At 71.2% G+C, this 17,892-nt stretch carries 15 protein-coding genes; 7 read left to right on the forward strand and 8 right to left on the reverse strand.

Annotated elements, in window-relative coordinates:
- Positions 1-49 precede the first annotated feature (49 nt).
- Positions 50-2,587, reverse strand: coding sequence for an alpha-L-arabinofuranosidase C-terminal domain-containing protein (locus AAC944_RS28005; protein ID WP_030621954.1), 2,538 nt, complete (start codon positions 2,585-2,587; stop codon positions 50-52).
- A 233-nt stretch (positions 2,588-2,820) separates the two neighbouring features.
- Here AAC944_RS28005 and AAC944_RS28010 point away from each other — a divergent pair, with 233 nt between their 5' ends.
- From AAC944_RS28010 to AAC944_RS28040, 7 genes are all read left to right on the forward strand, one after another.
- Complete coding sequence (locus AAC944_RS28010; RefSeq protein ID WP_030621956.1) at positions 2,821-3,981, forward strand: mandelate racemase/muconate lactonizing enzyme family protein; 1,161 nt, start codon at positions 2,821-2,823, stop codon at positions 3,979-3,981.
- Complete coding sequence (locus AAC944_RS28015; RefSeq protein WP_030621958.1) at positions 3,978-4,979, forward strand: zinc-dependent alcohol dehydrogenase; 1,002 nt, start codon at positions 3,978-3,980, stop codon at positions 4,977-4,979. Before AAC944_RS28010 ends, AAC944_RS28015 begins: the two co-directional genes overlap by 4 nt.
- Positions 4,980-5,062: 83 nt before the next feature.
- Entirely contained in the window at positions 5,063-6,166 is a 1,104-nt protein-coding gene (gene chvE, locus AAC944_RS28020; RefSeq protein WP_030621960.1) for a multiple monosaccharide ABC transporter substrate-binding protein, read from the forward strand.
- A 38-nt stretch (positions 6,167-6,204) separates the two neighbouring features.
- Positions 6,205-7,740 (forward strand): multiple monosaccharide ABC transporter ATP-binding protein, encoded by a 1,536-nt coding sequence (mmsA, locus tag AAC944_RS28025; RefSeq protein ID WP_037773127.1) that lies wholly within the window; start codon positions 6,205-6,207, stop codon positions 7,738-7,740.
- A gap of 8 nt (positions 7,741-7,748) precedes the next feature.
- Entirely contained in the window at positions 7,749-8,981 is a 1,233-nt protein-coding gene (gene mmsB / locus AAC944_RS28030) for a multiple monosaccharide ABC transporter permease (protein ID WP_030621967.1), read from the forward strand.
- Between the two features lie 49 nt (positions 8,982-9,030).
- Positions 9,031-10,194: an aldose epimerase family protein gene (locus tag AAC944_RS28035; RefSeq protein ID WP_030621969.1), complete on the forward strand. Its 1,164-nt coding sequence runs from the start codon at positions 9,031-9,033 to the stop codon at positions 10,192-10,194.
- An 86-nt stretch (positions 10,195-10,280) separates the two neighbouring features.
- Complete coding sequence (locus AAC944_RS28040) at positions 10,281-11,087, forward strand: pentapeptide repeat-containing protein (protein ID WP_030621971.1); 807 nt, start codon at positions 10,281-10,283, stop codon at positions 11,085-11,087.
- 26 nt (positions 11,088-11,113) lie between these two features.
- Here the strand turns inward: AAC944_RS28040 and AAC944_RS28045 are convergent, their stop codons facing one another.
- From AAC944_RS28045 to cysC, 7 genes are all read right to left on the reverse strand, one after another.
- Positions 11,114-11,923, reverse strand: a complete 810-nt coding sequence (locus AAC944_RS28045; protein ID WP_078888871.1) for a sirohydrochlorin chelatase — start codon at positions 11,921-11,923, stop codon at positions 11,114-11,116.
- 30 nt (positions 11,924-11,953) lie between these two features.
- On the reverse strand, positions 11,954-12,880 hold the full coding sequence (locus AAC944_RS28050) for an ABC transporter permease (protein WP_030621973.1): 927 nt from the start codon (positions 12,878-12,880) through the stop codon (positions 11,954-11,956).
- Complete coding sequence (locus AAC944_RS28055; protein WP_030621975.1) at positions 12,867-13,670, reverse strand: ABC transporter ATP-binding protein; 804 nt, start codon at positions 13,668-13,670, stop codon at positions 12,867-12,869. Before AAC944_RS28055 ends, AAC944_RS28050 begins: the two co-directional genes overlap by 14 nt.
- Before the next feature lie 36 nt (positions 13,671-13,706).
- Complete coding sequence (locus AAC944_RS28060) at positions 13,707-14,828, reverse strand: aliphatic sulfonate ABC transporter substrate-binding protein (RefSeq protein ID WP_030621978.1); 1,122 nt, start codon at positions 14,826-14,828, stop codon at positions 13,707-13,709.
- Positions 14,829-15,048: 220 nt separating this feature from the next.
- Entirely contained in the window at positions 15,049-16,395 is a 1,347-nt protein-coding gene (locus AAC944_RS28065) for a sulfate adenylyltransferase subunit 1 (protein WP_030621981.1), read from the reverse strand.
- 2 nt (positions 16,396-16,397) lie between these two features.
- Positions 16,398-17,354, reverse strand: a complete 957-nt coding sequence (gene cysD / locus AAC944_RS28070) for a sulfate adenylyltransferase subunit CysD (protein ID WP_030621982.1) — start codon at positions 17,352-17,354, stop codon at positions 16,398-16,400.
- Positions 17,351-17,884, reverse strand: a complete 534-nt coding sequence (cysC, locus tag AAC944_RS28075) for an adenylyl-sulfate kinase (protein WP_030621984.1) — start codon at positions 17,882-17,884, stop codon at positions 17,351-17,353. Before cysC ends, cysD begins: the two co-directional genes overlap by 4 nt.
- Positions 17,885-17,892: the final 8 nt, after the last annotated feature.

The following is a 17,892-nucleotide window of genomic DNA, read 5'->3' on the forward strand; positions in this document are numbered from 1 at the left end:
CGTGGGGCTCGGTGGGGCGGCCGCCGGTCCGGCGGCCGCCCGGGGAACGTCAGCCGTGGCTCCTGATCCGCATGAAGGTGACGGAGTGGGCCGGGAAGGTGTGCGTGAACTGCGGGGCGACGCCGCGCAGGGTCGAGTGGCGGGGCGCGATCGGCCGGTCCTCCGCGGTGTTCTCGGCGGCCGGGTCGCCCTGGAGCGTGGTCAGGCGGGCGGTCGGCGCCACCTTCCGCTTGCCGAGGTCGATGCGCGTACGGGCGGCCGAGTCCTGCGCGTTGACGACCTTGACGATCAGCTCGCCGGTCTTCCTGTCCTCGGTCACGACCTGGCGGAACGGCTCGGCCTCGGCGTCGTCGGTGAACCCGCCCCACTTCCTGCCGTCGAGGTACAGCGTCACCTGCCGCCCGCGGACCTGCACCTTCAGGTCGTACGTCCGGCCGGTCTCGATCTTCGTGCCGTCCTCGGTCCCGGCCATCGTCTGCTTGGCGCCGTCGGTGGTCTTCTCCACGGCGGAGCGGGTGTTGCCCCAGCCGCCGAGGTTCCACCAGTAGTGATTGCCGGTGTCCTGGACGCCGAAGGCGACCAGGAAGCCTTCCTTGCCGGACCGCTTGGTGGCCTTCACGTGCAGGTCGTAGTCGCGCCAGCCGGGGTCACCCGCGGTGACGAGGGTGTTCTCGGCCGCGGCGTCGGACTGGACGTACGCGCCGTCCTCGGCCTTCCACGAGCCGCGTCCGGCCGCCTCGGTCCACTTGCCGGCACCGCCCGAGAAGTCGTCCTCGAACAGCGTCCTGCCGTCCGCGCCGGTGACCTTCACGTCGTCGTACGCGGCGGTGGTGGCCCAGGTGGACAGGCCGACGGCGCCGGTGATCGGCGCGGTGGTGGCCGGGGTGCCGGAGGCGGTGCTCGGGACGACCCGGTCGCCGGTGTTGTTCATGAACAGCTTCTGGACCTCGTAGCTCGTCGAGCCCCAGGACTTCCGGCCGTCGAACCAGATCATGTCGGGGCGCCACTGCACGGAGTCGGTACGCGCGAGCAGCGGGGCGTACGAGGCGAGCTTCACGACGTCGGCGTTGCGTTCCAGGCCCGTCATGAACGCGGCTTCGGACAGCGCGTTGCGGAAGCGGTTGTCCTGGGAGGCGTACTCGCCGAGGAAGACCTTGGGCCCGTTGCGGTCGTAGGAGTCGTACCGCTCGTTGTTCTCCAGGAACCACTGCGGGCTGTTGTAGTAGTGCTCGTCGACCATGTCGACCTTGCCCTCGCGGTTGAGCTGCCAGGCGCGGTCGAAGGTGGTGCCGCTGTCGTCGGGGCCCGAGTTGCTGATGACGGTGATGTCGGGGTACTTCGCCTCGATGGCGGCGCGGAACTCCTTGAAGCGCGCGAAGAACTCGTCGGGGAGGTTCTCCTCGTTGCCGACCGCCAGGTGGGTGAGGCCGAAGGGCTTCGGGTGGCCCATCTCGGCGCGCTTCTTGCCCCACTCGGAGGTCACCGGGCCGTTGGCGAACTCGATCAGGTCCAGGGTGTCCTGGACGTGCCGCTTCAGCAGCGCCGGGTCGTCGGTGGCCTTGTTCTGGCCGCAGCCGGTGACCAGGGCCGGGACGACCGGCAGCGGCATCGCGCCGATGTCCTCGGCGAACTGGAAGTACTCGTAGTAGCCGAGGCCGTAGGACTGGTTGTAGCCCCAGAAGTTGGCGTTGGTGGCGCGCTGCTCGACGGGTCCGATGGTGTCCTTCCACTGGTACGAGCGCTTGCGCTGGTAGCCGGACGCCTCGTCGTACCCCTCGTGGCTGCCGGTGTTGACCAGGCAGCCGCCGGGGAACCGCACGAAGCCCGGGTCGAGCGCGGCGATCTTCTCGGCGAGGTCCTTGCGCAGCCCGTTCGGGCGGTGCTTGTAGGTGTCGCGGGGGAAGAGGGAGATCATGTCGAGTGCGACGGGGGCGCCGGACGCGACGGTGAGCCGGCCGGCGGCGGAGGTGCGGGTGGCGGTGAAGGACGCCGTGTACTTGGTCCAGCCGCCGCGCGCGGTGACGCGGCGGGCGGCGGCGAGCTCGCCCGAGGAGTCCCGCAGGGTGAGAGTGAGCGGCGCGCCCGCCGCCCCGCCGGCGCGGGCCCAGACCGAGAAGTCGTACCGCTCGCCCTTGCGTACCGCGATGCCGGTGCCGTAGCCGGTGTTGGTGACGGAGGAACCGGCGCCCAGGGAGAGGTAGTTGCGGTTGCGCGCGTTCAGCCGGCCGTCGTCGTTCACGACCTTCGCCGACCCGGTCGTCTCCCACGACGTCAGCGGTGTGTACGCGGCGTTGTCGGCCCGGTCGTACTCGAAGGAGCGGTTCTGGACCTGCTCGGCGTACAGGCCGCCGTCCGCGGCGCGGTTGATGTCCTCGAAGAAGACGCCGTACATGGTGTCGTCGAGGGCGGGGCCCGTGCCGCCGTCCGTGACGTCCAGGGTGTAGTCGGTGACGTCCGCCGCCGCCGGGGGAGCGGCGAGGGCGGGCACCGCGAGCGCGGCGACCAGCGTCCCGGTGAGGAGGGTGAGCCGCGCGCGTCTTCGCGGCCGGCGCCGGGGGGTGGCGGATGCGGGTGCCGTGGTGGGCATGGTGCGCTCCTGACAGGCTGTTCGAAATACCGGACAGTGCTCGGGATATCGCCCGGTGAGGATGGCTGTCGCCCCGTCGTGCCGTCAACACCCCTGCGTATCCGGGAAATCCGTGCCCAGACCGTTGACACCGCTCGCGTCGTGGCATTACCTATCTCGCAGCATTTCGAACGTGTGACGAAATCTCGAACGCGAAGCAGTCGGACACCGCGAGCCGCGAAGGGGCACCTCCCGTGCGCATCACCGGAATCACCACTCACGTCGTCGGAACGCCCTGGCGCAACCTGACGTACGTCCAGGTCCACACCGACGAGGGGCTCACCGGAGTCGGCGAGACCCGCATGCTCGGCCACACCGACGCGCTCCTCGGCTACCTCCGCGAGGCGGAGGCCAACCACATCGCGGGCTCCGACCCGTTCGCCGTGGAGGACCTGGTGCGCCGCATGAAGTACGGCGACTACGGGCGGGCCGGCGAGATCGTGATGTCCGGCATCGCCTGCGTGGAGATGGCCTGCTGGGACATCAAGGGCAAGGCGCTGGGGGTGCCCGTCTGGCAGCTGCTGGGCGGCAAGGTCACCGACAGGGTCAAGGCGTACGCCAACGGCTGGTACACCACCGAGCGCACCCCGGAGGCGTACCACAAGGCCGCGCAGGCGGTCGTGGAGCGCGGCTACCAGGCCCTGAAGATCGACCCGTTCGGCACCGGCCACTTCGAGCTCGACCACGAACAGACCGTGTACGCGGTCTCCCTGATCGAGGCGGTACGCGACGCGATCGGGCCCGAGCGCGAGCTGATGCTGGAGATGCACGGCCGCTTCAGCCCGTCCACCGCGGTCCGGCTGGCCCACGAGATGGCGCCGTTCAAGCCCGCCTGGCTGGAGGAGCCGGTACCGCCGGAGAACCTCAAGGCGCTGGAGAAGGTCGCCGCGAAGGTGGACATGCCGGTCGCCACCGGTGAGCGCATCCACGACCGCATCGAGTTCCGCGAGCTCTTCGAGTCGCAGGCCGCCGACATCATCCAGCCCGACGTCGGCCACCTCGGCGGCATCCTGGAGACCCGCAAGCTCGCCGCCACCGCCGAGACCCACTACATGCTGGTCGCGCCGCACAACGTCGGCGGCTCGGTGCTCACCGCCGCCTCCCTCCAGGTCGCCGGCTGCACCCCCAATTTCAAGATCCTGGAGCACTTCAACGACTTCGCCGACGCGGAGATCAAGAAGGTGGTCAAGGGCGCCCCGCAGGTCGTCGACGGCTACTTCGAACTGTCCGACGCACCGGGCCTCGGCGTCGAGCTGGACACCGAGGCCGCCGCCGAGTTCCCCCAGCAGCAGGCCCGGTTCGACCTCTGGGCCGAGGGCTGGGAGAAGCGCGACCCCGCCAGGGCCGGCCGGTGACCGGCCGCGCGCTCGTCCTGGACGGGCCCGGCGCGTACCGCCTCACCGACGCGGCCCCGGCCGAGCCCGGCCCGGGCGAGGCGCGCGTCAGGGTGCACGCGTCCGGTGTCTGCGGCAGCGACCGCGAGCTGTGGCAGGGGAACCGGCCTGCCGGGTACGTGCGGTACCCGGTGGTTCCCGGGCACGAGTGGTCCGGCACCGTCGAGGCGGTCGGCGCGGGCGTACCGGAGGCACTGCTCGGCCGGAAGACCGTCGGCGAGGGCTTCCGCAACTGCCAGGTGTGCGCCCGCTGCCACGCGGGCGAGACCACGCTGTGCACGGCCGGGTACGAGGAGACCGGGTTCACGCAGCCGGGCGCGATGGCGGACACGCTGGTGCTGCCCGCCCGGCTGCTGCACCCGCTCGCGGACGGCGCCGACCTCACGGCCGCCGCGCTGCTGGAGCCCGCCGCCTGTGTCGCGGCCGCCGCGCTGAAGGCGGAGGCCCGGCCCGGCGACCGGGTGGCGGTGGTCGGCACGGGCACGCTCGGCATGATCGCCGTACAGTTCCTCGCCGCCGCCTCGCCCGCCGAGCTGCTGGCCGTCGGCACCGGCCGGGAGCGGGAGAAGCTCGCGCTCGACTTCGGGGCGACGTCCTTCCGTACGGCGGACGAGGCGCTGCCGGACGACTTCGACGTGGTGATCGAGGCCGCCGGGTCGGCCGAAGCGGCCTGCGCGGCGCTCGGGCTGCTGCGGCGTGGCGGCCGGCTGGTCCTCACCGGCCTCCCGGCCCCGGGCGCCACCGGCCTGGACCCCACGGAACTGGTGGTCCGCCAGGCCGAGGTGCGGACCGTCTTCGGCGCCCCGCCCGCCGCCTGGGCCCACGCCGTACGCGCCTTCGACGCCGGGCTGCTGGACCTGCTGCCGCTGGTCACCCACCGCATGCCGCTGGACGGCTTCGCCGAGGCGATGGAGATCGCCGGCGGGCCGGGCGCGGGGAAGGTCCTGCTGCACCCGTGAGCCCGGCCCTCCCGCCGCTCCGCCCGGCCCCGCGGCCGGGCACCTGATGCTTCGCCCCAGCCCTACCTCGAAGGGAACCACCCATGCCCACCCGCAGACGAGCCGCCGCTCTGGCCGCCGTCCTCCTCATCGGCTCGCTCACCGCCTGCGGACAGGAGGCCCGCGGCGGCAGCCGCTACAAGCCCGAGACGGGCAAGGGCGGCACGATCGGCCTGGCGATGCCCACCAAGTCCTCCGAGCGGTGGATCGCCGACGGCAAGAACATGGCGGAGCAGTTCCGCAAGGCCGGGTACAAGACCGACCTCCAGTACGGTGACGACAAGGTCGAGAACCAGGTCGCCCAGATCGAGAACATGATCGCCAAGGGGCACCGGCTGCTGGTGATCGCGGCGATCAACGGCTCCGCGCTCACCGACGTCCTCCAGCGCGCGCACGACGCGGGCATCCCCGTGATCTCGTACGACCGGCTCATCATGGGCACGCCGTACGTCGACTACTACGCGTCCTTCGACAACGAGAAGGTCGGCCGCCTCCAAGGGCAGTACATCCTCGACCGGTTGAAGCTGAAGAAACCCGACAAGGGCGCGAGCGAGCACTACAACGTCGAACTGTTCGCCGGTTCGCCGAACGACAACAACACGAAGTACTTCTGGGGCGGGGCCATGAAGGTCCTCAAGCCCTTCTTCGACTCCGGACAGCTCGTCGTGCGCAGCAAGCAGACGCAGATGAACCAGGCGACCACACAGGACTGGAACGGCGGCATCGCGCAGAAGCGCATGGACGACCTCATCAGCAAGAGCTACGGCGAGGAGAAGGTCGACGCCGTGCTGTCCCCGTACGACGGCATGTCGCTCGGCATCATCTCCGCGCTGAAGAGCGCCGGTTACAGCGGCAAGGACCTGCCGGTCGTCACCGGGCAGGACGCCGAGCTGGCCTCGGTGAAGTCCATCGCCCGGGGCGAGCAGACCCAGACGGTCTTCAAGGACACCCGCAAGCTCGCCAAGCAGGCCGTCCAGATGGGCGACGCGGTGCTCACCGGCAAGAAGCCGGAGGTCAACAACACCACCGACTACGACAACGGCAAGCGGGTCGTCCCGGCCTACCTGCTCGACCCCGTCTCCGTCGACAGGTCCAACACCCAGCTCCTCGTCGACGAGGGCTACTTCACCGCGGGACAGCTGAAGTGACGGGCCGCGGCACCGTGCCGGAGCGTCCCGTACTGGAGATGCGCGGCATCACCAAGACCTTCCCCGGGGTGACGGCCCTCTCCGAGGTGAACCTGACCGTGCGGGCCGGCGAGATCCACGCGATCTGCGGCGAGAACGGCGCGGGCAAGTCCACGCTGATGAAGGTCCTCAGCGGGGTGCATCCGCACGGCAGTTACGAGGGCGAGATCCGCTTCGCGGGCGAGCCGGTGGCCTTCAAGGACATCAACGCCAGCGAACGGCGCGGCATCGTCATCATCCACCAGGAGCTGGCGCTCGTCCCCTTCCTCTCGATCGCGGAGAACATCTACCTCGGCAACGAGCAGGGCCGGCGCGGCATCATCGACTGGCCCACCACCCTCAGCGGCGCCGCCAAGCTGCTCAAGCGGGTCGGGCTGCGCGAGAACCCGCAGACTCCGGTCGCCGACATCGGCGTGGGCAAGCAGCAGCTCGTGGAGATCGCCAAGGCGCTGTCGAAGGAGGTACGGCTGCTCATCCTCGACGAGCCGACCGCGGCCCTCAACGACGAGGACAGCGCCACCCTGCTCAGCCTGATCCGCGAGCTGCGGGACCAGGACATCGCCTGCATCATCATCTCCCACAAGCTGAACGAGATCCGGGAGATCGCCGACGCGGTGACGATCCTGCGCGACGGCCGCACCATCGAGACGCTGCCCGTCCGCGCGACCCCGGAGGCCGAGCCGGAGCTGTCCGAGGACCGCATCATCCGCGGCATGGTCGGCCGCGACCTCGACCACCGCTTCCCCGACCGCACGGAGTACGCGGGCGAGGACGCCGGGCAGATCGCGCTGACCGTGCGGGACTGGACCGTACGGCACCCCGTCGACCGGGCCCGCAAGGTGGTCGACGGCGCGTCGCTGACCGTCCGGCGCGGCGAGATCGTCGGCATCGCGGGCCTGATGGGCGCAGGGCGTACCGAACTGGCGATGTCCGTCTTCGGCCGCTCGTACGGCATCCACGAGGGCGGCACCGTCCAGGTCGGCGGCCGCGAGGTGAACACCGCCACGGTGCCGGCCGCCATCGCCGCCGGGATCGCGTACGTCACCGAGGACCGCAAGCAGTACGGCCTGAACCTGATCGACACCATCCACCGCAACGTCTCGCTGGCCTCGCTGCGCGGCATGACCCGCCGGGGCGCCGTCGACGAGCACCACGAGCGGTCCGTCGCCGAGCGCTACCGCACGTCGATGAACATCAAGGCGCCCACGGTCTTCGAGCAGGTGGGGCGGCTCTCCGGCGGCAACCAGCAGAAGGTCGTACTGAGCAAGTGGATCCACGCCGACCCCGAGGTGCTGATCCTCGACGAGCCGACCCGCGGCATCGACGTCGGCGCCAAATACGAGATCTACACCGTCATCGACCGGCTCGCCGCACAGGGCAAGGCGGTGCTCTTCATCTCCTCCGAACTGCCCGAACTGCTCGGCATGTGCGACCGGATCTACACGATGGCCGAGGGCCGGCTGACCGGTGAGGTCGCTCGCGCCGATGCCACGCAGGAAGTCCTGATGCGCCAGATGACCATGAACAGAAGCTGAGGCCCGCGATGACGACCACGACCACTCCACCCAAGGACTCCGACGCCGCGGCGCCGTCCGCCGTCCGCTCGGCCGGCGCGCTGCTGGTGCGGAGCGTGCGGAACAACATGCGCCAGTACGGCATGCTCACCGCGCTGGCCTTCATCGTCGTGCTGTTCCAGATATGGACCGACGGCACGCTGCTGCTGCCGAACAACGTCTCCAACCTGATCCAGCAGAACAGCTACATCCTGATCCTGGCCATGGGCATGATGATCGTCATCATCGCGGGCCACATCGACCTGTCCGTCGGCTCACTGGTCGCCTTCGTCGGCGCCATGTCGGCGGTGATGATGGTGAAACAGGACGTGCCCTGGGTCCTGGCACTGGTGCTGTCACTCCTGATCGGCGCGGTCGCGGGTGCCTGGCAGGGCTTCTTCATCGCCTACGTCGGCATCCCGTCCTTCATCGTCACCCTGGCCGGCATGCTGCTCTTCCGCGGCCTGACCCAGATCGTGCTCGAGGGCCAGTCCATCGCCCCGTTCCCCGAGGGCTTCCAGAACCTCGCCAAGGGCTTCATCCCCGAGATGGGCCCGTACACCCAGTACCACAACCCCACGCTGCTCCTCGGGCTCGCCGCCGTCGTCTTCCTGCTGCTGCGCGAGTGGCGGGACCGGCGCCGCCAGCTCGCCCTGGAGCTGGACGTGCTGCCCACCGGGCTGTGGGTCACCAAGTGCGTCGCGCTCACCGCGGCCGTCGTCGCCTTCACGCTGACCCTGGCCAGCTTCCACGGCGTACCGGTCGTGATGCTGGTGATGTGCGCGCTGCTGCTCGGCCTCGGGTACGTCATGCGCAACGCGGTCATCGGGCGCCATGTGTACGCGCTGGGCGGCAACAAGGCCGCCGCGAAGCTCTCCGGCGTCAAGGACAAGCGCGTCACCTTCCTGGTCTTCGTCAACATGGGCGTCCTGGCGGCGCTCGCGGGCTGCGTGTACGCGGCGCGGCTGAACGCGGGCACCACGCAGGCCGGCCTGAACTTCGAACTGGAGGCGATCGCCGCGTCGTTCATCGGCGGCGCCTCGATGAGCGGCGGTGTCGGCACGGTGATGGGCGCCGTGATCGGCGGCCTCGTCCTCGGCGTCCTCAACAACGGCATGTCGCTGGTCGGCATCGGCACCGACTACCAGCAGGTCATCAAGGGCCTGGTGCTGCTCGCCGCGGTCGGCTTCGACATCTACAACAAGCGCAAGGCCGGTTCCTGACCACGCGGGGCCGCCCTGCCCCGCACCCGGACTTCCCTAGGAGACAGCCATGACGACCAGCAGACGTACCGTGGTGGCCGCGGCGGCCGCCGGACTCACGGCCACCGCCGTCGGCACCGGACCGGCCTTCGCCGCGGCACCCGCCGCGGGCGGCGGACGGCCGTACAAGGAGCACTTCGGCACCCTCCCCGACGGCACCCGCGTCGACCGCTGGACGGTGGCGAGCGGCGGTACCCGGCTCGGCGTGCTGTCCTACGGCGGCATCGTCCAGACCCTGGAGCTCCCCGACCGGCACGGCCGCCGGGCCAATGTGTCGCTCGGCTTCGGCGAACTCGCCCCCTACCTCACCGCGGGAACGTACTTCGGCGCCCTCATCGGCCGCTACGGCAACCGCATCGCGCGCGGCACCTTCACCCTGGACGGCCGGACGTACCGGCTGCCCGTCAACGACGGCCCGAACAGCCTGCACGGCGGGGACCAGGGCTTCGACAAGCGGGTGTGGGACGTCGAGCCGTACGCCGGGGACTCCGGCACCGGTCTCACTCTCCGGCGCGTCAGTCCGGACGGTGAGATGGGCTATCCGGGCACCCTGACCGTCCGCGTCGACTACGTCCTCGACCGGCGCGGCGACCTCCGCATCACGTACGAGGCGACGACGGACAAGGCCACGGTCGTCAACCTCACCAACCACACCTACTTCAACCTGGCGGGCGAGGGGAACGGCGACGTCCTCGGCCACACCCTGCGCATCGCCGCGTCCCGCTACACCCCCGTCGACGAGACCCTCATCCCGACCGGTGAGCTGCCGAAGGTCGCGGGCACCCCCTTCGACTTCCGGCGGGCCAAGCCGATCGGCCAGGACATCCGCAAGGGCCACCGGCAGCTCGTCTTCGGCGGCGGCTACGACCACAACTTCGTACTGGACAAGGGCGTCACCGCACGCCCCGAGACCGCGATCACCCTCGCCGACCCGGCGTCCGGCCGCGTCATGGACATCGCCACCACCGAACCCGGCGTGCAGTTCTACAGCGGCAACGGCCTGGACGGCACCCTGCGCGGCACCTCGGGCACCCTCTACCGGCAGGCCGACGGCCTCTGCCTGGAGACCCAGCACTTCCCCGACTCGCCCAACCGGCCGTCGTTCCCCTCGACGGTGCTGCGCCCGGGGCAGACCTACCGGACGACGACCGTGCACCACTTCGGGGTGCGCTGAGCCCGGCGGCCGTGGGGGAGAATGACAGTTCGACCCGGGCGCGGTAGGGAGCCGCGCCCACCCCCGCGGCAGGAGAACGAACCCCCATGCCCCCAGCCGACCTCCAGGCGGACTGCGCGCAGTGCTTCGGCCTGTGCTGCGTCGCCCTGCCCTTCGCCGCCTCGAACGACTTCGCGGCGGACAAGGAAGGCGGGACGCCGTGCGCCAACCTCCAGGCGGACTTCCGCTGCGGCATCCACGACCGGCTGCGCGAGGCGGGCTTCCGCGGCTGCACCGTCTTCGACTGCTTCGGCGCGGGGCAGCAGGTCTCGCAGGTCACCTTCGGCGGCCGGGACTGGCGGCAGCACCCGGACACCGCCCGGCAGATGTTCGCGGTCTTCCCCGTGATGCGGCAGCTGCACGAACTGCTCGCGTACGTCACCGAGGCGCTGGACCGGCCCGAGTGCCGGCCGGTGCACACCGGGCTCCGCACGGCGCTGGCGGACCTGGAACGGCTCACGCTCAGCCCCGCCGACGTGCTGGCGGAGCTGGACACCGAGGCGGTCCGGCAGGAGGTCAACACGCTGCTCCTGCGCGCCGGGGACCTGGTGCGGGCCGGCGTGCCCGGCAAGAAGAAGAACCACCGCGGCGCCGACCTCTTCGGAGCCCGGCTGCGCAATGCCGAGCTGCGCGGTGCCTCCCTCCGCGGCGCATGCCTGATCGCCGCGGACCTCAGCGGTGCCGACCTGCGGTCCGCCGACGTCATCGGCGCCGACTTCCGGGACGCCGACCTGAGCGGCGCCGACCTGACCGGCAGCGTCTTCCTCACCCAGATCCAGCTGAACGCGGCCAGGGGGGACGCGCGGACCGCGCTGCCCGAGTCCCTGGCCCGCCCCGCCCACTGGCAGGAGTAGCGCCTGGCTCGCGGACCGCGTCCGGCTCAGGCGGTCAGCGCGGCCGCCGGCCGCTGCAGGGCCTCCGCGTACCGCAGGGCCAGCAGGTGCGCCAGCTCCGGGGCCGGGCCCAGCACGTCGGCGAGCACATCGGCGCCCGCCTCCCGGGCTCCGGCCACGATCCGGTCCGGCAGCCGGCCGGGCGCGATGACGTACGGCGCGACGGCGACGCGCGCGACGCCCTCGGCCCGCAGTTCCCGCACGGCGTCCGCCGTACGGGGAAGGGATGCGGAGGCGAACGCAGGCCGCACGGCATACCAACCAGTGGTACGCCGCCACTCCCGCGCGATTTCAGCGATCACTGCGATCGCCTCCGGGTCCGAAGAGCCCGCCGAGGCCAGTACGACCCCGGTCGAGGCACGGTCGGCGGGGGCGAGCCCCGCCTCGGTCAGCCGCCGCTCCAGCGCGCCCACCAGCAGCGGCGCGGGGCCGAGGACATCGGCCTGCTGGACGGTCAGGCGGGGCAGCCGCGCGCACGCCTCGCGCAGCACCGAAGGGATGTCGGTCTTGGCGTGGAAGGCGCGGGTGAGCAGCAGCGGCAGCGCCACCACGTCCCGTACGCCGTCCGCGTGCAGCCGCTCCAGCACCTGGGGCACGCTCGGCGCGTTGAAGTCCAGGTAGCCGACCTCGACGCGCAGCTCCGGGTGGAGCGCGCGGACCCGTGCGCACAGCGCGCCGACGGTCGCCGCGTGCCGCGGGTCCCGGCTGCCGTGCGCGATCACCAGCAGCGCGGGCCGCGCGCATCGGCCGGCCGCCGAGGCGGTTCCCGATGTGGGGGCGAGCAGGTGGGGTCGCATGGTGCTTCCGTTCGGAGGATTCGGCGGGGGTCAGCGGGTATGGGTGAGCAGACCGCGGCTGCGCAGCACGCGGCGCTCGATCGGGGCGAAGATCAGCAGCTCGATGCCGATGCCGACGATCAGGATGAGCAGGATCGCGGCGAGCACGAGGGACATGTCGGAGCCGACCCGGCCCTGGTCCAGCAGCTGGCCGAGGCCTGCGCCCAGGTCGGGCGAGGTGGCGATCAGCTCGGCGGCCATCAGGGAGCGCCAGGAGAACGCCCAGCCCTGCTTGAGGCCTGAGATGTAGCCGGGCAGCGCGGCGGGCAGCAGCACGTGGCGTACGCCCTTCATCCCGGTCGCGCCGATCGTCCGGCCGGCACGCAGGAACAGCGGCGGGATGCGGTCGACTCCGGAGACCAGGCCGTTGGCGATGGACGGCACGGCGCCCAGCAGCACGACCGCGTAGATCGTGGCGTCGGTGATGCCGAACCAGATGATCGCGGCGGGCACCCACGCCACCGACGGCAGCGACTGGAGGCCTGAGAGGATCGGGCCGATCGCCGCGCGCACCGGGCGGACCCGGGCGACCAGGAGGCCCAGCGGCGTACCGATGATCAGTGAGGCGACGAAGCCGAGCGCGCCGCGCGAGACGGACTCCCACACGTAGCTGAGGAGCGTGCCCTCCAGCCACTTCTCGCGGAGCGAGCCCCACACGTCCACCGGGCTGGGCAGCTGGTAGTGCGGCTTGACCTCGAAGTGGTACGCGAGCTGCCAGAGCGCCAGCACGATCACGACGGCGACGACCGGCGGCAGCGCCTTGGAGAGCAGCGTGCGCAGCACGGGCGGCCGGCTGACGACATGCGTCTCCAGCGCGTCCAGCCCGGCCTCCAGCCCGGCGGTCTCGCTCCCGCGCGCGTCCGCCGCCTTCGCGTCGGCCGCGTTGCGGGTCTCGGTGGTGGTCTCAGTGCTGGCCATGGCGGCGGATCTCCCCACGGAGCTGTTCGGTGATCTCTACGGAGAGTTCGGCGACGGCGGCGTCCTCGATGCGGCGCGGCTGCGGGATGTCGACCTCCCACTGCCGGGCGATGCGGCCGGGCCGGGAGGACAGCAGCACGACGCGCTCCGCCAGCCGGACCGCCTCGCGGACGTTGTGCGTGACGAAGAGGACGGACAGATTCGTCTCTTCCCAGATGCGGGTCAGCTCGTCGTGCAGCACGTCACGGGTGATGGCGTCCAGCGCGGCGAACGGCTCGTCCATCAGCAGCAGCCCGCTGTCCTGGGCGAGCGCGCGGGCCATCGCGACCCGCTGCCGCATACCGCCGGACAGCTCGTGCACCCGCTTGCCGTAGGCGCCCTTGAGCCGGACCAGCTCCAGCAGCCGCTCGGCCTCGTTACGGCGCTCGGCGCGCGGCATGCCGCGCAGCTTCAGGGCCAGTTCGATGTTCTTGCCGGCGGTGAGCCAGGGGAAGAGCGCGTGCTCCTGGAACATCAGGGCCGGGCGGCTGCCGGGCACGTCGATGGTCCCGGTGGTCGGCTCGTCCAGCCCGGCCACGAGGTTGAGCAGCGTGGACTTGCCGCAGCCCGACGCGCCCAGGAGGCAGACGAACTCGCCCGGCGCGACATCGACCGTGATGTCGTCCAGTACGTGCTGCTGCGCGCCGGGGCGGCCGAAGGACTTCGAGACGTGGTCGATACGCGCCGCGTAGCCCGCCGTCTCCTTCGTGCCGGCCGTGGCGGCCTGCTTCGTGAGGGTAGGGGTCGTCATCGGTGTCACCTCCTGGGGACCGTACGGATCGATCGGTTACTGTGCGCCGAGCCCGGCGGCGTCCACCGGTGGCCTGCCCTCGGCCTTGAGGACCTTGTTGAGCAGCCGCAGGTCGTAGATGCCGTTCAAATCGGGCTTCTTGAGCAGTCCGGCCTTGACCGCGTGGTCCGCCTGGTCCTTGAGGGTGGAGGCCAGCGGGTCGTCGGTGACCTGCACGTTCCGGAAGGCGGAGTTCAGGACCTGGTCCGGCAGCCGGGTGCCGGACACCTTGGGGTCGGCGAGCGAGGTGTTGACCGCCTGGGCGGCCTCGCCCGGGTGGCCCTTGATCCAGTCGTTGGTCTTCACCGAGCCGCGCAGTACCGCCTCGACGGCCTTGGGGTGCTCCTCGAGGAACTGCTTGCGGACGACGATGTTCGTGATGACGAACTTGCCGTCCTTCCAGAGCTGCTTCTCGTCCAGCAGCTTCCGGCCGCCCTCGGCGACCAGCTTGGAGGCGGTCGGCTCGGGCACCCACGCGCCGTCGACGCCGCCCTGCCGGAAGGTGGCGGGGATCTCCTTGTTGTCCTGCCGGAGGACCCCGACCTCGCCCTTCCCGGTGTCCGGGTCGACCTGGTAGCCCTTTTCGCGCAGGTAGTTGAGGAGCGCCACGTCCTGGGTGTTGCCGAGCTGCGGCGAGGCGATCCGCTTGCCCTTGAGGTCCTTCAGGGACTTGATCTTCCTGGGGTTCACGACCAGCGAGACGCCGCCCGAGGCGGAGCCCCCGATGATCTTCAGGTTGTCGCCGTGCGACTGCACGTAGCCGTTGATCGCGGGGGACGGCCCGATCCAGCCGATGTCGATCGTCTTCGAGTTCAGCGCCTCGATCTCCGAGGGCCCGGCGTTGAAGATGTACGGCTTGACCTGCGTACCGCCCAGTTCCTTCTGGAGGAAGCCCTGCTGCCGGTCCACCATGGGCGTCGCGTGCGTGACGTTCCCGAAGTAGCCGATCTTCACCGCGTCCAGCCCGTCGGTCTTCGGCCCCTTCGCCGCCACCGCCTCGGTGCTCTTCGGCGCCTTGGACCCGTAACCGCAGGCCCCCAGCGCCCCGATCAGCAGCGGGACGGTGGCGGCCGCCGCGAGCAGGCGGCGGGCGGTGGAGCGGGGGCGAGCGGCAGGCAGCACGGGAGGGTTTCCTCTCGGTGGGCCGGGACGGTACGCGCCCCTTGGCTAGGGCGCGCCCGGCAGGTCAGGTGGTCTTCGGAAGGGGCCGGCGGGCAGGGCGAGGCGGAGCGGGGTCAGCGCACACATCGGCCGACTCCGCCCTGTCCGCTGCCGAGGAGGCCGCTGCCGATCCGGCCGCCCTCCTTCGCGAACGTCGAGAACGCCTCGCCCGCCATGGTCAGAAGTCCCAGCCCTCGTCGTCGGCCTGCTGGGCGCGGGCCGCCTCGGCGTCCTCGGCGAACGCCGTGCCCGCCATGCCGGCGGTCAGCGTCGTCCCGTCGGACGGGTCGATGAGCAGGAACGAACCGGTGCGCCGGGAGTCCGCGTAGGCGTCCACCGGCAGCGGCTCGGCTGTGCGGACCCTGATCCGGCCGATGTCGTTGGCGACCAGCTCGCCCGGCGCCGGGTGCTGGGACAGGTCGTCCAGCGTGAGCCGGGAGCGGATCTCCTTGACGATCGCCTTGACCGTACGGGTGGTGTGCTTCAGCAGCACCCGCTGGCCCTCGACCAGCGGCCGGTCCGCCACGTGGCAGATGGTCGCCTCGATGTCCTGCGACACGGCCGGGGCCGCGGCGGCCGGGGCGATCAGGTCGCCGCGCGAGACGTCGATGTCGTCGGCGAGCCGCACGGTCACCGACTGCGGCGCCCAGGCCACGTCCACGGACTCGCCCAGCGCGTCGATGCCCTCGATGGTGGAGGTGGCGCCGGACGGCAGCACCGTCACCTCGTCGCCGACGCGCAGCACGCCGGCGGCGATCTGGCCCGCGTAACCGCGGTAGTCGGGGTGCTCGGCGGTCTGCGGCCGGATGACGTACTGCACGGGGAAGCGCGCCGCGTCGTTCGACGGGTCGGTGACGACCGGGACCGTCTCCAGGTGCTCCAGCACCGTCGGGCCGCCGTACCAGTCCATGTTGGCGGACGGCGTCACGACGTTGTCCCCGGCCAGCGCCGAGATCGGGATCGTGGTGATCTCCGGGACGCCCAGCGAGGCGGCGTACTTCGTGAACTCCTCGGCGATGGCCGCGAAGACCGACTCCTGGTAGTCCACCAGGTCCATCTTGTTCACGGCCAGCACCACGTGCGGCACGCGCAGCAGCGCGGCGACGGCCGCGTGCCGGCGGGTCTGCTCGACGACGCCGTTGCGGGCGTCGACCAGGACGACCGCCAGTTCGGCGGTCGAAGCGCCGGTGACCATGTTGCGGGTGTACTGCACATGGCCCGGGGTGTCGGCGAGGATGAACCGCCGCCGGGGCGTGGCGAAGTAGCGGTAGGCGACATCGATGGTGATGCCCTGCTCGCGCTCGGCCCGCAGCCCGTCGGTCAGCAGCGCCAGGTCCGGTGTCTCCTGGCCGCGGCTGGCGGAGGCGCGCTCGACCGCCTCCAGCTGGTCGGTCAGGACCGACTTGGAGTCGTGCAGCAGCCGCCCGACCAGGGTGGACTTGCCGTCGTCGACGGAGCCGGCGGTGGCGAAGCGCAGCAGGGAGGTGGCGCCGGCGTCCAGGACGCCGTCGGTAACAGTGGTCATGGTTAGAAGTACCCCTCGCGCTTACGGTCCTCCATGGCGGCCTCGGACATCTTGTCGTCGGCCCGCGTGGCGCCCCGCTCGGTGAGCCGGGACGCGGCGATCTCCGCGATCACGGCGTCGTTGTCGGCCGCGTCGGAGTCGACGGCGCCGGTGCAGGACATGTCGCCGACGGTGCGGTAGCGCACCCGCCGCTTCTCGACCCGCTCGCCCTCCTTGGGGCCGCCCCACTCGCCCGGCGCCAGCCACATGCCGTTGCGGGCGAAGACCTCGCGCTCGTGCGCGTAGTAGATCGCGGGCAGCTCGATGTTCTCCCGGCCGATGTACTGCCAGACGTCCAGCTCGGTCCAGTTGGACAGCGGGAACACCCGGACGTGCTCACCGGGGGAGTGCCGGCCGTTGTAGAGCTGCCACAGCTCCGGGCGCTGCCGGCGCGGGTCCCAGCCGCCGAACTCGGTCCGCAGGGAGAAGACGCGCTCCTTGGCGCGGGCCTTCTCCTCGTCCCGGCGGCCGCCGCCGAAGACCGCGTCGTAGCGGCCCTTGTCGATGGCGTCCAGCAGCGGGACGGTCTGCAGCGGGTTGCGGGTGCCGTCCGGGCGCTCGCGCAGCTCGCCGCGGTCGATGAAGTCCTGTACGGACGCGACGTGCAGGCGCAGCCCGTGCTTCTCGACCGTACGGTCCCGGTACTCCAGGACCTCCGGGAAGTTGTGCCCGGTGTCCACGTGCAGCAGGGAGAACGGCACCGGCGCGGGCGCGAACGCCTTGAGCGCCAGGTGCAGCATGACGATGGAGTCCTTGCCGCCGGAGAAGAGGATCACCGGGCGCTCGAACTCGCCCGCCACCTCGCGGAAGATGTGGACCGCCTCCGACTCCAGCGCGTCCAGGTGGGACAGCGCGTACGGAGAGTCGTCGCCCTCCGGTACCGGGCCGGTACCGGTGCGGGTCGTTGCTGCCGTCGTCATGCCAGTCCCCTTTCGGTGAGCAGCGCGTACAGCGCCGCCGCGGACTCCTGCACGGTCTGGGTGTGCGACTCGATCCGCAGATCGGGCGACTCGGGAGCCTCGTACGGGTCGTCCACACCGGTCAGCCCGGTGAGCTCGCCCGCCGCCTGCTTGGCGTACAGGCCTTTCACGTCCCGCTCGGAGCAGACCTCGACGGGCGTGGCGACGTGCACCTCCAGGTAGGGCGTGCCCTCCTGCTGGTGGCGCTTGCGCACCGCCTCCCGGCTGTCCGCGTACGGCGCGATCACCGGCACCAGGGCCTTGACGCCGTTGCTGGCCAGCAGCTCGGCGACGAAGCCGATCCGCTGCACGTTGGTGTGCCGGTCCTCCCGGCTGAAGCCGAGACCCGCGGAGAGGAACTCCCGGATCTCGTCGCCGTCGAGCACCTCGACGCGGTGGCCCTCGCCGCGCAGCTTCCCGGCCAGCTCGTGCGCGATGGTCGTCTTGCCCGCGCTCGGCAGACCGGTCAGCCAGATCGTGGCGCCCGTCATTCGTATCT

Source organism: Streptomyces sclerotialus, assembly GCF_040907265.1.
GTDB classification, from domain to species: Bacteria; Actinomycetota; Actinomycetes; order Streptomycetales; family Streptomycetaceae; genus Streptomyces; species Streptomyces sclerotialus.

Bases quoted from the DNA above. Each gene is read 5' to 3' on its own strand.
- AAC944_RS28005 (WP_030621954.1), bottom strand. From the start codon at position 2,587: ATGCCCACCACGGCACCCGCATCCGCCACCCCCCGGCGCCGGCCGCGA.
- mmsB (WP_030621967.1), top strand. From the start codon at position 7,749: ATGACGACCACGACCACTCCACCCAAGGACTCCGACGCCGCGGCGCCG.
- cysC (WP_030621984.1), bottom strand. From the start codon at position 17,884: ATGACGGGCGCCACGATCTGGCTGACCGGTCTGCCGAGCGCGGGCAAG.
- chvE (WP_030621960.1), top strand. From the start codon at position 5,063: ATGCCCACCCGCAGACGAGCCGCCGCTCTGGCCGCCGTCCTCCTCATC.
- AAC944_RS28055 (WP_030621975.1), bottom strand. From the start codon at position 13,670: ATGACGACCCCTACCCTCACGAAGCAGGCCGCCACGGCCGGCACGAAG.
- AAC944_RS28040 (WP_030621971.1), top strand. From the start codon at position 10,281: ATGCCCCCAGCCGACCTCCAGGCGGACTGCGCGCAGTGCTTCGGCCTG.
- cysD (WP_030621982.1), bottom strand. From the start codon at position 17,354: ATGACGACGGCAGCAACGACCCGCACCGGTACCGGCCCGGTACCGGAG.
- mmsA (WP_037773127.1), top strand. From the start codon at position 6,205: ATGCGCGGCATCACCAAGACCTTCCCCGGGGTGACGGCCCTCTCCGAG.
- AAC944_RS28045 (WP_078888871.1), bottom strand. From the start codon at position 11,923: ATGCGACCCCACCTGCTCGCCCCCACATCGGGAACCGCCTCGGCGGCC.
- AAC944_RS28050 (WP_030621973.1), bottom strand. From the start codon at position 12,880: ATGGCCAGCACTGAGACCACCACCGAGACCCGCAACGCGGCCGACGCG.
- AAC944_RS28065 (WP_030621981.1), bottom strand. From the start codon at position 16,395: ATGACCACTGTTACCGACGGCGTCCTGGACGCCGGCGCCACCTCCCTG.
- AAC944_RS28035 (WP_030621969.1), top strand. From the start codon at position 9,031: ATGACGACCAGCAGACGTACCGTGGTGGCCGCGGCGGCCGCCGGACTC.